The 15,735-nt window shown below is 50.5% G+C and carries 12 protein-coding genes; all 12 read right to left on the bottom strand.

Annotated elements, in window-relative coordinates:
• Window positions 1–53: 53 nt before the first annotated feature.
• The 12 genes from EJA05_RS07570 to EJA05_RS07515 all read right to left on the bottom strand — a co-directional run bounded on the left by EJA05_RS07570 (window position 54) and on the right by EJA05_RS07515 (window position 15,734).
• The gene (locus EJA05_RS07570; protein ID WP_223811892.1) at window positions 54–1,691 is read right to left on the bottom strand and encodes a hypothetical protein; all 1,638 of its coding nucleotides are present in this window, start codon (window positions 1,689–1,691) and stop codon (window positions 54–56) included.
• Window positions 1,692–1,958: 267 nt separating this feature from the next.
• On the bottom strand, window positions 1,959–3,953 hold the full coding sequence (locus tag EJA05_RS07565; protein ID WP_125861261.1) for a polysaccharide biosynthesis protein: 1,995 nt from the start codon (window positions 3,951–3,953) through the stop codon (window positions 1,959–1,961).
• Window positions 3,954–4,034: 81 nt separating this feature from the next.
• Window positions 4,035–5,060: an MraY family glycosyltransferase gene (locus EJA05_RS07560; RefSeq protein WP_125857826.1), complete on the bottom strand. Its 1,026-nt coding sequence runs from the start codon at window positions 5,058–5,060 to the stop codon at window positions 4,035–4,037.
• Entirely contained in the window at window positions 5,057–6,022 is a 966-nt protein-coding gene (locus EJA05_RS07555) for a UDP-glucose 4-epimerase family protein (RefSeq protein ID WP_125857825.1), read from the bottom strand. Before EJA05_RS07555 ends, EJA05_RS07560 begins: the two co-directional genes overlap by 4 nt.
• Complete coding sequence (locus tag EJA05_RS07550) at window positions 6,019–7,218, bottom strand: glycosyltransferase family 4 protein (protein ID WP_223811891.1); 1,200 nt, start codon at window positions 7,216–7,218, stop codon at window positions 6,019–6,021. Before EJA05_RS07550 ends, EJA05_RS07555 begins: the two co-directional genes overlap by 4 nt.
• Window positions 7,219–7,289: 71 nt before the next feature.
• The gene (wecB, locus tag EJA05_RS07545; RefSeq protein ID WP_125857823.1) at window positions 7,290–8,420 is read right to left on the bottom strand and encodes a non-hydrolyzing UDP-N-acetylglucosamine 2-epimerase; all 1,131 of its coding nucleotides are present in this window, start codon (window positions 8,418–8,420) and stop codon (window positions 7,290–7,292) included.
• A gap of 22 nt (window positions 8,421–8,442) precedes the next feature.
• A complete protein-coding gene (gene wbjC, locus EJA05_RS07540; RefSeq protein WP_125857822.1) occupies window positions 8,443–9,561 on the bottom strand; it encodes a UDP-2-acetamido-2,6-beta-L-arabino-hexul-4-ose reductase in 1,119 nt (372 codons plus the stop codon).
• Window positions 9,562–9,564: 3 nt separating this feature from the next.
• Window positions 9,565–10,599 carry a polysaccharide biosynthesis protein gene (locus EJA05_RS07535; protein ID WP_125857821.1) on the bottom strand — a complete coding sequence of 345 codons (1,035 nt, stop codon included), beginning with the start codon at window positions 10,597–10,599 and terminating at the stop codon, window positions 9,565–9,567.
• Between the two features lie 43 nt (window positions 10,600–10,642).
• A complete protein-coding gene (locus EJA05_RS07530; RefSeq protein ID WP_125857820.1) occupies window positions 10,643–11,956 on the bottom strand; it encodes a hypothetical protein in 1,314 nt (437 codons plus the stop codon).
• A gap of 99 nt (window positions 11,957–12,055) precedes the next feature.
• A complete protein-coding gene (locus EJA05_RS07525) occupies window positions 12,056–13,078 on the bottom strand; it encodes a glycosyltransferase (protein WP_125857819.1) in 1,023 nt (340 codons plus the stop codon).
• Window positions 13,075–13,923 (bottom strand): hypothetical protein, encoded by an 849-nt coding sequence (locus tag EJA05_RS07520; protein ID WP_125857818.1) that lies wholly within the window; start codon window positions 13,921–13,923, stop codon window positions 13,075–13,077. Before EJA05_RS07520 ends, EJA05_RS07525 begins: the two co-directional genes overlap by 4 nt.
• 14 nt (window positions 13,924–13,937) lie before the next feature.
• Window positions 13,938–15,734 (bottom strand): ABC transporter ATP-binding protein, encoded by a 1,797-nt coding sequence (locus tag EJA05_RS07515; RefSeq protein WP_125857817.1) that lies wholly within the window; start codon window positions 15,732–15,734, stop codon window positions 13,938–13,940.
• Window position 15,735 lies beyond the last annotated feature (1 nt).

Here is a 15,735-nt window from a genome sequence, read left to right as displayed (position 1 = left end):
AGCACCGCCCCGCCAGGGGACGACGGCAGGGCATCCAGACATACTCAATCGGATCATTCCGTCAAATCAACACAGCAGTAACCCATCTCACCGACCTTCTCAATGCCTCGCATTTCCCCTGGAATCCAATCACAGCGCGACACTACACCTGGGCTGCCGTGGGCCTTCAGAAAAGGTATCAATTTTCCTAGCAAATCTCCGCCATAAGCCCTCTCCGAAACATAGTGTACATGAACAGGACGCACATTCTTCCGATAGACGAAGTACGTCATATGGTCCACGACAACAAAGCTGGCGGAGCGCTCGGGAATATGACACATCCTACCAACCTCCCGAATAGCATTCATATGGGCCTCGGTATTGAAAACTGGAACCGAAAGGGGCTGCCCCCAAATCTCAGCCCGCTGAAGATCCGCACTGCGCAGAAGGCTCGGGGTGACCAGGGACATCAAGGCAATCAACGAAAGGCTTGCCAATCCCGCCGCCATCAACGCCGCTTTCGACTCCCAAGCTGGCAGCCAAGAAGCGATTGCTTTTCCTTGGCTCTCATTAAACAGCAACACCGAAATCATCATCGCAATAGGCACATACTGGATGGCCGCGTAGAAGTTCTGCCCGTTGTAAAGCATCGCATTCAGTACGTCTGCAGCTGCGAGTAAAGCAGCCAGCAGCAACGGCGATGTTACGCTTCGTCGATAAATCGCGAATAATAGCCCGATTAACGCAGCAGCATGAGATAACGCAATAAACAGGCAAACCGCACCCCATACGACTGCGTTCAACAGCATCAACCAACTTGGGCTGCCTTCCAAGGGCGGCAACCACCCTGACTGGAATGTCGGGCTGAAGATGAGGTGCTGACCCATATTCGGGAAAAAGTAGACTAGATTTTTAATCAACCCCCTGAAAAACAGGTATGGATTTTCGAATAATAGCCCTGGGTTCACAACATTACTTCCCAAGACCTCTCGAACTACTGGCGCGTCTTGACAGGCACTTAACGTATTAGCATCAGCAAGTGCCTGCACTGCCAGTACAAACGTATAAATCAGCAATCCGCCGCGAACCCAAACAGAAAAATTACGCGTGCCTACCCACACCACCACTAGGAAAAACGGCGTAAAAAAAATACTCTTTGGGTGCACGTAAAAGAAAACTGAAAGCAAGACGACCATCAGCATGAGCAGAAGCGTGCGCTGCACCCATTTCTCTTTCTCCGGCCCATGTAACGCTGCGACACAGAAGACTAGCAGAGGCAGCAACATAAACTGCTCCGGACGCGACATCACCCACAAGTAGGGTACTACGCCCATAGCACCAAAAGCCAAAATCAGCGTGAAGCGCCAACTCCACTGTCCGTGTTGTTGTCGGCTGCACCACCAGGCCAACAATGCAAACCAGACCAGCGCGCCGACCACTCCGCTCACCCGTATACCCAACGGATTCATGTCTTGAAAAATCAACGAGAGGATGGAAGCCGCTGGATAAAACACCCAGGCCACCGCGTGCCCAAGACTCGACGCACACTGAGGAAAGAATGTGGTCAGCTGGCCTGCATCAAGGAAGAATCTGGAAACATAAAATTTGTTCATCACCTCATCAGAGTAAACAGGGAGCCAAACACCACTCAGCAATGTCAAACCGAACAACAGCATCATGAGCTTCGGCAGAGCTCCCACTAGCGTCTTCATCAACCCACATACCTGATAACACACGAAGGAACGACGATACTATCAGGCCGCGCACAATTACCCAATGCTCTCATGCTGGCGTACACAGCTCAGAAGATGGATACTGCGCCAGACAAAAAATAGGATATTGGTGACGCCATTGCCCCAGCTCAAAATGACAGAGAACCACAATCGTTTAATAATGCGGGAACACAGCTCACCCGTGCTTCAACCTATCCCCTGAGATGAGCTTGCCACCTGCATAACTAGGCTAGACGAGTCGCCCGCTCACGGATCCAGACGACGCTGCTGATAGATCCAATCAACAATCTCACCATCCGGTGCATAACCACTGACGGTCTCACGCAGCAACTGCCGAACTTTCAAGTAGTCATCCTCTTCAATAGCGTGTAAAAGCTGCTGAATCTTGGAGCGCAAGACATCCCACTCTAGGTAATCCTCGCTGGCACTCATGATCATGGGGTGCGGTGTAGCCACCACGTTTTCGCCAATCAACAATTCTTCATAGAGCTTTTCACCTGGCCGCAAGCCAGTAAACTCTATCGAAATATCGCCGTGAGGATTTTTATCCGAGCGTATGCTTAAACCCGATAGGTGTGCCATTTTTTCGGCCAACTCAACGATACGGACAGGCTCACCCATATCTAACACGAACACATCCCCCCCCTGCCCCATTGAACCAGCTTGGATAACCAACTGGGCCGCTTCGGGAATGGTCATGAAATAACGCGTAATCTTCGGGTGAGTGACAGTCAGCGGGCCACCAGCTTTGATCTGCCTGTGGAACAACGGGATCACTGAACCCGAGGACCCCAGTACATTGCCGAAGCGAACCATGGAGAATCGTGTCTTGTTGATATGCGCAACACTGTTGCTTTGGCCAAACATGACCGGGGTCGCTTCCTTGCTCAAGCCTTGGAGCACCATCTCCGCCAGCCGTTTTGTACTCCCCATTACATTGGTAGGACGGACAGCCTTGTCTGTGGAAATAAGCACAAAATTGGAGACCCCAGCTTGCAATGCGCTTTGGGCAGCATTCAGAGTACCTATAACGTTATTCAGAACACCTTCAGCGATGTTATGCTCAACCATTGGAACATGTTTATAGGCCGCGGCATGATAAACCGTTTCGACGCGCCAAGTTCGCATGATATCCAAAAGTAGTGACGCGTTGCGTATAGAGCCTAGAATCGGCACAACCCGCACACTTCTCGACTCCCTTGCCAGGCGCTGCTCCAACTCCCCAAGGACATTATAAAGATTGAATTCGCTATGTTCGAATAATAATAACGTAGTTGGCTCTATGGAGAGTATCTGACGGCACAACTCTGAACCAATGGAACCACCTGCACCAGTCACTAGCACCGTCTTGCCCTTGATGCAGTGCGCCAGCAGATTTTGTTGTGCCGGAACTGAGTCACGCCCTAACAGGTCGGCGATATCGACTTCCTGAATATCGTCGACCTTTACGCGCCCCCTGGCTAAATCCATGAACCCCGGCACGCTCCTAACATGGAGGAGAAACCCTTCAAGGTAACTAAGAATCTCACGACGCCTTGCTCGACTAACCGAAGGAATTGCGAGCAGCACTTCCTGTATACCGGTCACCTCGATTAGTTTAGGTATATCGTTCGGCCGATAAACATGCAGCCCGGAAATAACGTGATCCGCAATATTGGCATCATCATCGATGAATGCCACGGGGCGCATAGCACGCCCCATTCTTAGCGCCGCCACGAGCTGATTACCTGCGGCCCCCGCGCCATAGATGGCAACTTTTGGCAGCCCATCATCACGACTCGAAAACGGTACGTGTTGCGCAGCCGTGAACCAATCGCTGAGAAAGTATTGGCGCATACCCAGGCGCAAGCCGCCAATCATGATCAAGCTCAGCCACCAGTAGTTGAAAATGATTGATCGAGGTACGATGCCCTCGTGGTTGCTGTACCAGTAGACAACCAAGGTTAACAGCAACGATGATAGGCTGACCGCTTTGATTATGGTAATGAGCGCATCATTACCGAAATAGCGCATTACAGCCCGGTACATACCAAAGCGAATGAACAATGGCACAGCAATCAACGGCGCCGCCAAGAACAGTCCTTGGTGCTGGAGCAGTGGCACATCCCACTCTTCGATCCCCAAGCGCACAACAAACGCCATCCAAAGCGCAAGCCAAACGAGGACGATATCGGCGGCCACCTGAACCAGTCGCTTGTGCATGCGAGGCAAGCCCAACAGGTAATCCCTGAACTTGTCCATAATTCCCTCAGCCATCGATCCTTCCGACCCTTAAAAAATAGTACTGTCGCTTGCAAGGCCCCAGACCTCGCATCCCTTCAGTCAATTGGCACGTTTTTCTTCTGGCCTGCCTGCCCTGAATCGCAAAGCCAGGGCCGCCAAAGGCGCATACGCGAGCAGGACACCCACAGCACCATCAAGCCCCAGGCACACGACAGCAAAGGCCAACGGGAACAACCAAAATATGTTCAGTGCTAGCACACCCAACGTGACCGGCAGATGCTTACCGTATTGCCTAGCGGCATGCTGATAAGCATGCGAGCAGTGCGCCTCGTACACTCTCTGCCCTTGCAGCATCCGCCGCAATAGCGTTAGCGTTGCATCGACAATGAACACGCCGAGCAAAATCAACCAAGCCCAGAAAAGGCGAGAATCCTGATGGGCAGCCTGCAGCGAAAATACGCCCAGCACTATCCCAAGGAATCCGCTCCCTGCATCCCCCATAAAGATCTTTGCGGGCGGGAAATTCCAATAAAGAAAACCGCAAACAGCCACTGCCAGTAGCATCGGCAATACACTGAGTTGCTCGAATCCTGCTAACCAGTAAAGTAGAGACATACCGGCGCTGGCAAACACAGCCTCAACACTGGCAATACCATCTATGCCATCCATAAAGTTATAAAGATTCAATAGCCAGACCAAGTAGATCGCCGCGAATCCCGCCCCCAACCAGCCTAAATCCAGTGCAACGCCAACTACCGTAATCTGGGGGAACCCGCCCAACCAAATCAAAGCCCATGCCGCCGCCATGAAATGCCCGAGCAATCGCCATCGGGCTGCAATATGGCCGCGATCATCCATAAACCCGATAATGGCAACAAGTCCACCAGCGCCGATAACACTGAAAAGTGTCGTGTCAGGCAAACCTTCGCAAATACCCAACATGATCGCAGCCATGAGGAAAGCCGCTACGATTGCTATTCCTCCTCCTCTTGGCGTAGGAACGGCATGCGAGCTGCGAGCATTTGGAACATCAATGATGTTCCTGGACAGCGCGTACTTTCGCAGAGCAGCCGTCAATGACAGTGACGCAAACAACACCAAAGGAATAAGCCACCACTGAATCATGCTTTTGTTTTTCCCTGAAAATCTTGCGCAGTCCGCATCAACGCTTCATCAACAGTGACAGGGGGAGTCCATTGGAGCAAGGAGCGGGTCTTTTGAATATCAACTTGCAAGGATCCGCAAAGTCGCTGCGAGAGGGCGCGCCGACCAAGCATCACCGCCACCATTTCAAGCACCCGAGTCGGCAGCGGTAATAGTCTCGCCGTCTTACCAAGCGCGCGTGCCATCCGAGTCAGCAAGGCCGTGGTGGACAAATCTTCATCGTCACTGACCAAGAATGTTTGATTGGCCGCCGCCGGGTGAACCTGGCACGTAGCGATCAGGTCGACAAGATTGTCCAGTGCGACCAGGCTACGTAAATTATCTATCGCACCAAATGGCAGCGGCACACCCTTTTGCAGCCATCCCATCATTGATCGGAAGTTCGCTTTTACACCCGGACCATAGACCAGCACGGGCCGAATAATCACGACCTCCATCCCGGTTTGCTCAGCGAGGGCGCGCAGACCTTGCTCGGCCTCCATTTTTGACACGCCATACGGGTCAACAGGAGCCGGTACATCGTCCGCACGATAAGGCCTGCTCTGTCCGGTGCCTTCACCATTGACCTTGATCGAACTGAGGAAGATGAATCGCCTTACGCCTGATGCTGCGGCTGCACGGGCCAATTTCAGCGTACCTTCCACATTGACCCTGCGAAACGCAGAAAGCGGATCTACCTCCAGGTCGTTCATGACATGCACGCGCGCTGCGAGATGCACAACCACTTGCACACCTTCCAATGCGTTTCGCCACTCCGTCTGTTCATCGAGCGCGTCGATGCCATAACGCACAGCTCGTGAATCGACAGACGCGCAATCCCCCCGCACAACCGCGGTGACTCTACATCCATCACCAAGCAAACGACCAAGCACGGCAGCACCCACAAAACCGGTAGCGCCGGTCAGCAGAACAGGGTAACTCACGAGCGACCCGCCTTGCGCAGCGTTGCACGACGGAATAACCCCTCAAGGCGTGTCATTAACTTTTCTTTGACATAGTGCTTTTCGTAATAACGCCTTCCAGCTTCACCCATATCGTCACGATCCTGCTGCGTGGCTGTGGCCATTGAAAAGGTAATTTCAGCGAGTCCTCGAGCATCGCCGGACCGGCAGGCAAAACCTGCCCCAGACGCCTCGATCACCCTAGCCGCCTCACCATTGATCATCCCAAGCACCGGTTTTTGCGAGGCCAGATAGGCCTGAACTTTACCTGGAATCGTCTTTTCAAAAACATCGTTGGCTTTGAGCGATACCAGTAATGCGTCGGCATGTGCAAACAACCCAGGCATCGCTTCCAGCGGATGACGCCCCAGCAAATGCACATTGTCCAGGTTCCTGGCGATAACCTGCTCGGCAATCCAACTAGCCATACGACCATCGCCGACAATAATCCAACGCACAGGCGTCCGCTCACGCAGGACCTCTACAGCATCGAGTATCGCCGGAAAGTCCTGTGCCTCACCCAAGTTACCCGCAAATACTATGGTGAAAACCGAATCATCCCTTTGAATCAGACTGCATACCCCAGACTGCGAGGAAGAGAAATCATCCTCCGCCCAGCTAGGGAAATACACCAAACGATCGTCGCTAATGGGCCTTGTGCAGTACTGACGAACACTCTCGGAGAAGCCATGGGACTGAAGTAGCAAATAATCGGCCCGGTTATAGATCCACGATACCATCTTGCCAACTAGCGCTAGAAGCCTTTGACTCTTCAGCACACCCACCGCCCGCAATGTCTCTGGCCATAGGTCGAGCACCCACACGAAGACAGGAGCTCGCTTCAACGCCCCAATCACCACCGCAGGTATCGCTGCCATGATTGGCGATACCGCATATACAAAAACAACATCAAACTTGCGGCGACGAAGTTTCCACGCACCAATGGTCGAGGCACAGACAAAGAAAGACAAATAGTTAAACGCCAACCCAATGCTATTCCCACCCCGAGGGACAAGTGGCACCCGTATAACTTCAGCGCCTGCGAAGTTACTGAATTGCTGAGGCTTTAAACTATAGGCCTCAAACACCTTCCCTTCAGGATAATTTGGAACACCAGTCAGCACACTTACAGAATGCCCCCTTTCAGAAAGATCGCGCACCAAATCATTGATACGCATATTTTCTGGCCAGAAATACTGACTTACGATCAAAACCCGCAGCGGTGATGTATTTGCACAGATCATGCGAATTAATATCGCTTCCAGACAACTCGATTTACATAGTCTGTATAGCTATGCAGTATGCGTACAATTTTTTCAGCCACATTCGGCATGCTGTAATCTGCTACCAGCCTCAAATCGCGATGATCTCCCCTGGACTGCCCCTCTAGAATATTTAACCCCTGCAGTACGCGATCGGTATCCAAACCAACCATCATGACGGCAGTTTCCTCCATACCTTCAGGACGCTCGTGCGCCTCGCGAATATTCAAGGCTGGGAAATTGAGAATGGACGCTTCTTCACTGATAGTGCCACTATCGGAAAGAACCGCTTTCGCTTCGAGTTGCAGCTTGTTGTAGTCCTTAAAGCCCAACGGTTTCAGCAAGCGCACATTCGCGTGAAAAGTAACACCCAGAGCGTCTACACGCTTTTGCGTACGTGGATGGGTGGACACGATAACGGGCAGGTCAAATTGCTCCGCCACGGCATTCAACATACTGACCAGCTTCAGGAAATTCGTGTCCGAATCAATATTCTCTTCGCGATGAGCGCTGACCACGAAGAATCGCTCACGCTCTACCCCAAGGCGCGTCAAAACATCCGATGCCTCGATACCTGCACGATAGTAGGAAAGCACTTCGAACATCGGGCTACCGGTCTTGATCACCCGATCGGCAGGCAACCCTTCACGCAACAAATAATCGCGAGCAATCGTGCTGTAAGTAAGATTGATATCGGCGGTATGATCGACGATTCGACGGTTGATCTCCTCAGGCACTCGCATATCGAAACAACGATTTCCCGCTTCCATATGGAAGGTAGGGATTTTGCGGCGCTTTGCCGGCAGAACCGCCATACAGCTATTGGTATCACCCAGCACCAAGAGGGCGTCAGGCTTAACCTCCGCCAGCACCTGATCGACCGCAATGATTACATTACCAATAGTTTGCGCTCCGGTGCTGCCGGCAGCGCTGAGAAATTGATCCGGCTTACGAATGCCCAAATCCTGGAAGAAAATCTCATTCAGTTCATAATCATAATTTTGGCCGGTGTGCACCAAAACATGCTCGCAATGCCTATCAAGCGCAGCCATAACACGCGACAGACGAATGATTTCAGGGCGGGTGCCTACGACCGTTACTACTTTAAGCTTTTTCATCTCTATATCCTGTCAGCGGGGCTCAGGCTTCAGTACCGACGGGGCGGGCATACGTGTCAGGATGTGCGCGATCGAAAATTTCATTGGCCCACAGCATCACGAACATCTCATCACCACCGACATTGGTAATGTCGTGAGTCCAACCAGGTACTGTTTCAACGATTTGCGGCTTCTCGCCACTGGTAAGGAGCTCATAGAATTCGCCGGTCACAATATGACGAAAACGGAAACAGGCATCCCCTTTGATCACCAGGAATTTTTCAGTTTTGGAATGATGATAGTGCCCCCCTCGCGTTACGCCCGGGTGAGCCGAAAAATATGAAAACTGCCCTGAATCCGGAGTTTTCAGCATTTCCACAAATACCCCTCGCGGGTCTCCGTGCCTAGGCACCTCGTAGGTGAACTTGCTCGGCGGAAGGTAGCTCAAATAAGTCGAGTACAGGGCGCGCACCAGACCGGTACCCACCCGCTCGGTAATCAAGGTCTGACGACTGTCGCGGAAGGCGTACAACTGCTCGGCAAGCGCCCCAACAGTAATAGTGTAGGTAGGCTCCACCGCAACAAACGGTGCATCTTTCAGACGGCCATCCATGACTGAAATGAAGTATCGAATCACATCATCAATATAAACTAACGTGATCGCAACATTAGGATCATTGACTGTGATCGGCAAAGACCGAGCGATATTATGGCAAAAAGTAGCAACCGCAGAATTGTAATTGGCGCGCGCCCACTTACCGAACACGTTCGGCAAACGGAATACGTGCACCCCTCCCCCTTGGGCTTCGCCTAGCTCCAGCAAGGCCTGTTCGGCATCACGTTTGCTACAACCGTAAGGGTTGTCCAGACCCGCCTGAGTCGATGAGGTGTACAGGACCGGAACTGTACGATCGCAGGCCTTAATCGCCCGACAAAGTGCGCGGGTCAGGTCAGCGTTACCAGTTTGAAACTCCAGAGGATCCTGTGGGCGATTTACACCAGCGAGGTGGAAGACGAAATCTACTTGCGCGACCAGTTCAGGTAATACCGCAAGCGAGTCACCACGCGTAAAACGAATGATCTCCACATCATTACGTTCGCCCAGTTGAGCGATCAGGTTCTGGCCAACGAACCCATTGGCACCGGTAATCAGAACCTTCATCCCTCACTCCTCCGGCGTGGCGTGCTCGCCACGTTGAATTGCACGCATGAATTCAAGCTTAAGCAACAGCTGTTGCATACCCTCTACATCAAGGCGCTCAGTATTGTGAGAGTTGTAGTCCTCGGTTCGGGAGATCTTGGTCTCACCCTGCTCAACAAACTTTGCGTAGTTGAGGTCCCTCAGATCTGGCGGCACCCGGAAGTATTCTCCCATATCCTCTGCGCAGGCCATTTCTTCACGACTCAACAGCGCCTCGTACAATTTCTCACCGTGACGAGTACCGATAACCTGAATAGGGTGCTCGGGCTTTCCGACCAGGGCGGTCAATGCCTGCGCCAATACCTCGATCGTCGCCGCCGGCGCCTTCTGCACAAAGAGGTCACCGTTGTTGCCATGCTCAAAGGCATGCAAAACCAAATCGACGGCATCCGACAGGGTCATCATGAACCGCGTCATATTCGGATCCGTCAAGGTCAACGCTTTGCCCGCCCTGATCTGATCAATGAATAGAGGTATCACTGAGCCTCGCGACGCCATGACGTTGCCGTAACGCGTACCGCACACAACCGTACGGCTTTCGTCAACAACACGCGACTTCGCGACCATGACTTTCTCCATCATGGCCTTGGAAATACCCATAGCATTAATCGGGTAAACCGCCTTGTCAGTACTGAGGCATACCACCCGCTTGACGCCGTTCTGAATGGCTGCTTCAAGCAGGTTCTCGGTACCCAAGACGTTGGTTTTCACCGCCTCCAGCGGATAAAACTCGCATGAAGGCACCTGCTTCAACGCTGCCGCATGGAAAATGTAATCAACGCCACGCGTGGCATTCAGGATACTCTGATAGTCACGAACATCGCCGATATAGAACTTTAACTTGGGACTGGCATAGCGCTTGCGCATGTCGTCCTGCTTTTTTTCGTCGCGACTGAAGATCCTAATCTCAGCGATATCGGTATCAATAAAGCGCTTAAGCACGGCATTGCCGAACGACCCCGTACCACCCGTGATCAACAGGACCTTTCCATCAAACATATTAAATCCCCTAAACGCCCGGAACACCCAAGGCCGAGCCAAATCATGCCATTCTACGTTTTTTTCTAACGCTACACAACCAGATCAGCGTTAAGATTGAGAATGTCGAGAACGAATCGAGATAACCCAGCACTTGGTTATTAGCAGGCATAAATATCACCGCAAGGGCGAACAAGGGGACTAGCAACTTTGCCCACAAATTGTCGGTATCAACAATACTGATCCAAATCTTGGCTAGATAAAACCCGAACACGAGACAAAAAACTGCAACACCATAGAAACCAACATCATTGGCAACATGACTATAGAGTGAATGCCATTGCGACGTCTCACCCCACGCAGCACTAATCTTGTGCTGATACGTATTAGCTGAGATATCAACCCCTGTCACCCACTCAAACTGCCGCATTAAGAACGGTGAATTCCCAAAGCCGTAGGTACTAGTAAACGACTGTTCCAATGCCAAGGAAAAACCATAGTACCCCTGCGCTAAATAGCTGGACAGCCACATGAATGTAAACATCAGGAACCCCGACCAACCTTCATTCAAGCCAGGATTCGCGCGAATTGAAATATCTCCCAACACGGAACCCGACGTAATGTAAGTCATGTCCGCCGAACGCCCATGCAAGGACCAACCGAAATAAAACACCGCACCCAGAAACGAAAAAATTGAAAGCACCAAGAAAAACTTTCTCTTGTGGAACGCAAACACCCCCTCCCTAATCCGATTCAAAGCAAAATAAACTGCAAGTGACGAAGCAAAGAAAATAGCAAAGTCGAAAACCGGTTTATTGGTCCCCACAGAAACACCTGACAACACAGGCAAAACACTAACAAACAATCCCAACACACGCATCATCACACTCATGCGATCCCAGAAAAAAATTAATACTGGGATAATGATCACCTTCGCGGGAGACACAAGAAAATAGAGCACATTAGAAAACTTGTCACCCGCATAGCCTTCAGACATCACACGCGCTACCTTTTGGGCATACTGAATACCGGGCGCATTGACACCGTAAATCAACTCCTGCAGAAAACTGACAGAGAACAGCGACATGGAGCCTGTGATATTTCTATGCCCCAAAATACTTGCTACTACGGCAAGCAACATGAGCCCCCACACAACAGCGGGCGAGTAGTTCTGCGAATGCCAAGACACCTTCTCGACAGCCGGCTTCTTCCTGCAAGCCAAGACATAACCAACCACCATGCTGACATGGTATAAGAATATAAATCCCCAGAGCGCAGCCGGGTCATGCACTCTATAACTAACAGGGCCGAACTGAAAAACCAACAACGTTGCGCAAAGATAAACCTCAACCAACACAATGGGAATATAATATCTCACAGAAAATATCTCTTAGATTTCCCAACACGACCACTGACAATATACATCACAGCCTCCCTGCTCAAATCACACCCCCTTAACAAGCAATATACCAATACACTAACTGACCACTTCACAGAAACTCGCATTCATAAACGCCGCCGCGCGACCTTTTATCAACGCGTAATGCCTAACATGGGCCTCAAGATCTAAGTCACTCTCAAAGCGCGCAACACGCTCACGAATACCCCAAAACTTGAGCATGCACTTCACCCCATAAATAGCCACCGCAATATTACAGAGACGCTTTACGATCCGCACACCGGACTTAAAGCAATACATACGATTCATCAGAACGAAACGCTTCACCGCAGACGACTCCCCAGCAATCAAGTACTCAAACATTTTTATCTGATCCTTGAAGAAGCGACTGGTCGCAACCAGATAGGTCGAGCCTGCAGTACGACGATAATAAACGAACACTTTATTGATCAGCTTGAAGCTGGCATCACTGCCCGACTCTGCAATAGCCACCTGGAGAGGAAGGTCTTCGACAACATCAAACTGACCAAGCAGACGCCTAACTGCGGGGGCGCGCAGGAGATCAACCTGATAAATAATATTCGGCGCATTATTTACACTGATACCTTTAAATCTTCTGAGCAGTGGCCCCTGATCATAAATCGCATCAGCCGCAATGGAATGAAAAACATCAAATCCACTCTTCGATATAACGCCGTCCGTCAAATCAAGCGGCACACCCGATACGATACTGTGAACCGCGAGATCGGGAATAACATTGAAAATATTTTCCCCCGAATAAACGTCATCCCCTGCAGTCAACTTAAAGTACTTCGCACACAAGGCGTCGACCATATTACCAACGCTCGCGCATGTCCCGAGATTTACGTCATTGTACAGCCGGTCAACCGAGACGAACAAGTTAGCGTATTTCGCCAACCATGCTTCTACGAGCGCCACCGAACGATCTTTCGAGCGATCATCATTAATAATGATTTGGAAATCCATACCTTCGCCATACTGCTCGATAAGGTACCTGATACTTTCCAGATGCTCGATGATGTACGATTCATGATTGAAGACCAGCACACCAAACGCAAAGCTGACTCTTGAAGTACTCATCTGAACTTACTTCCTAACGCGCGACTAACAAAATATAGAAACTTGAAGCCCACCATTTTATAGCCCAACCACAAAAACTGCGCTTTCCACTTAAGGGTTCGTTTTTGAACGCTGGACTTGGTCACCAAGCCTCGCTGTTGCAGATCGATACCCAACTGGTAACGTTCATTTTTAGAAACAACAACTTCAGCAACCCACTTACCACGATAAATTGCCCCCCCTTTCTCGTGATTGTAACAATACACGTCATCTTCTGGGCGGCTGGGGCAGTAAAACCCTCTGCCATCTCCGTAAGTGCGATAACTACCAAATACTTCCCAAGCCCAAGGCGTATCGTGCACTCCGGTGTAATTGATGAGATCAGTACGACGCCAGAGCGCCGGTGCTGAATTCAGGCGATATTCAGTTCTGTCGAGCAACTTGGAAATGCCCGACTGCTTTGCAGACTGCTCAGTTTTAAAGCCCATTTGAGCCAAATAGCAAACAGCCGCGTCTGGATGCTCATCCATGAACTCAACAAGACGTGCCAGGCGCTCACTATCAAATCGGCTCTCAAGAATGAAATCATCATAGACAACCATCACATATTCCGATTCCTGGCTTTTCAAAGCCCGGAGCAAACGCGCCCCCCACTGGTCGCGCCCACACTCGCCGACATAATTGCTGAATATTAGGCGCTCCGCCTTTACACCCGACGAGAGCGACTCGGTATTTAGAACAACGTCAACATTACGATCCGGCCAGTGTTCTTCTAGTGCACCAAAAAACAAAGGCCAGACATCGCTGTATGCATCACATGAATTGACGAGCATTACAACTCGACCCTCATTTTTTTCCGAGGTCATGCTATGGACTCCGCTCACGAACTACTGGCCATCCTATTGAAATACTCGTTGTTTACCATGAGATACTCATAGGTACCTTGATCTACAACCCTGCCTTGGTCGAGCATGAAAATGACATCGCAGTTCTTTATCGTGTTTAAGCGGTGCGCAATCATGATGATGGTTTTTTTGTGACTGAACCGCTCAACGGCTTCCATGATCATCTTCTCAGTCACTCCATCCAAGGCACTAGTCGCCTCATCAAAAACAAGGATGTCAGCATCGTCATATAGGGCACGCGCGATACCCAAGCGCTGGCGCTGGCCACCGGATATCTGGACACCTCTTTCTCCAATGCGGGTTTCGTAGGCATCCGGCAAGGCGTCAACCCACTCATCAAGGTGAGCCAACTGGATAGCTCTTTTCACTTTCTGAGCATCAATGAACTCTGGCTCTACACCGAAAGCGACGTTCTCGGTGATCGTTCCTTCCGTCAGGAAAATAGACTGCGGGACATACCCCAACTGCTCCTGCCATTGGCGGACATTATTCCTGTCAACCACCCGTTCACCAACCAGAAAAGCGCCTTTGTCAGGCGTGATTAGCCCCAAAAAAAGATCAATCAAAGTTGATTTTCCAGACCCGGATGGGCCCACGATACCCACGACAGCGCCTCTAGGGATCCGGAGACTGATGTTCTTTAGAGCCGCAGTAGGTTTATCGGGATAACAAAACTCCACAGACCGAAACTCAACATCACCTTGAAGATGATCTCCCTCAGTCCGCCCAATCATACTCGTCAACGAGGATGCCCGTGCCAAAGACAGATCATGCTTGATTGATTCAAATGCTGAAATATTGCTCTTAACCTGAGCGACACCGCTGTATATTTGCTGAAATGACGGCAACAATTTAAAAGCGGCAAGACCAAATACAGCCAAAACTGGGAGAATGGCCGAAAGGTCCCCCTCATGCACCTTTAATAATATTAAAATCAAACCAACCATGCCGCTATAGACGATAAACTCCATCAAATAACGCGGCATATTGTAAAGACCATTGCTGGAACCATAAGCCCTAGCAAATACTCGACCACTCTCTTGAAAAGCACGAATGAAACTACTTTCGCGGCCTAGCAACTGGACATCCCTGATAGCCCCAAAGCCTTCATTCATCAATGTGAAGCGTTGCTTAGAAACCCTTGAAATCATTTTTCCATTTCTTGCGAGCCTGCCGCGAACAACAAAAAACAGCGAAACATAGGCTGTAAAAAAAACCAGTAAACCCGCCAAAGAAATAATAGGATTATAGGCAAATATAGCTACAGAAATGAATAAGGCCGCAACAATGCGCGCATTGATTTGCACCAGGGGTTGCAGCACGTGATCAGTAATTCGAGCCACCTCTGTCGCGATTTGCTTAGTCAACTGCGAACTGGTAGTAACTGAATGGTACAAAATATTCTGCTTTAGGTAATACGCATATAGCGCATCACCCATTTCCGCCCCGGTGCTGGCAGCAAAATTTGAAAGCTTCCAGATTGTAACAACAGAGAGGACCGCAGAGACCGCAAGAAATACCAAAACGGCCACGCCAGTGAAAAAGAGGAATTCGATTGGACTGGACAAGCCGCTTTGCAGGTATAAGTTATTGACCACAGCGTTGGTCTGGATGAGCTCCATATTCCCCACCAACGCCATGAATGGACCTACCGCCGCAACACCGACCACTTCCGCAATCGCCATCAAAACGACAAAAAATTGCAGATATAGAAACGATTTTCGCTGTTCGGATGACATTAGCGAAACGAGTTCCCTGACTAACTTTATCATC

This window comes from Pseudomonas oryziphila, assembly GCF_003940825.1.
Classification (GTDB): Bacteria; Pseudomonadota; Gammaproteobacteria; order Pseudomonadales; family Pseudomonadaceae; genus Aquipseudomonas; species Aquipseudomonas sichuanensis.
Note: the sequence above shows the minus strand (reverse complement) of the source record. Positions and strands in the feature narration are given on the sequence as shown.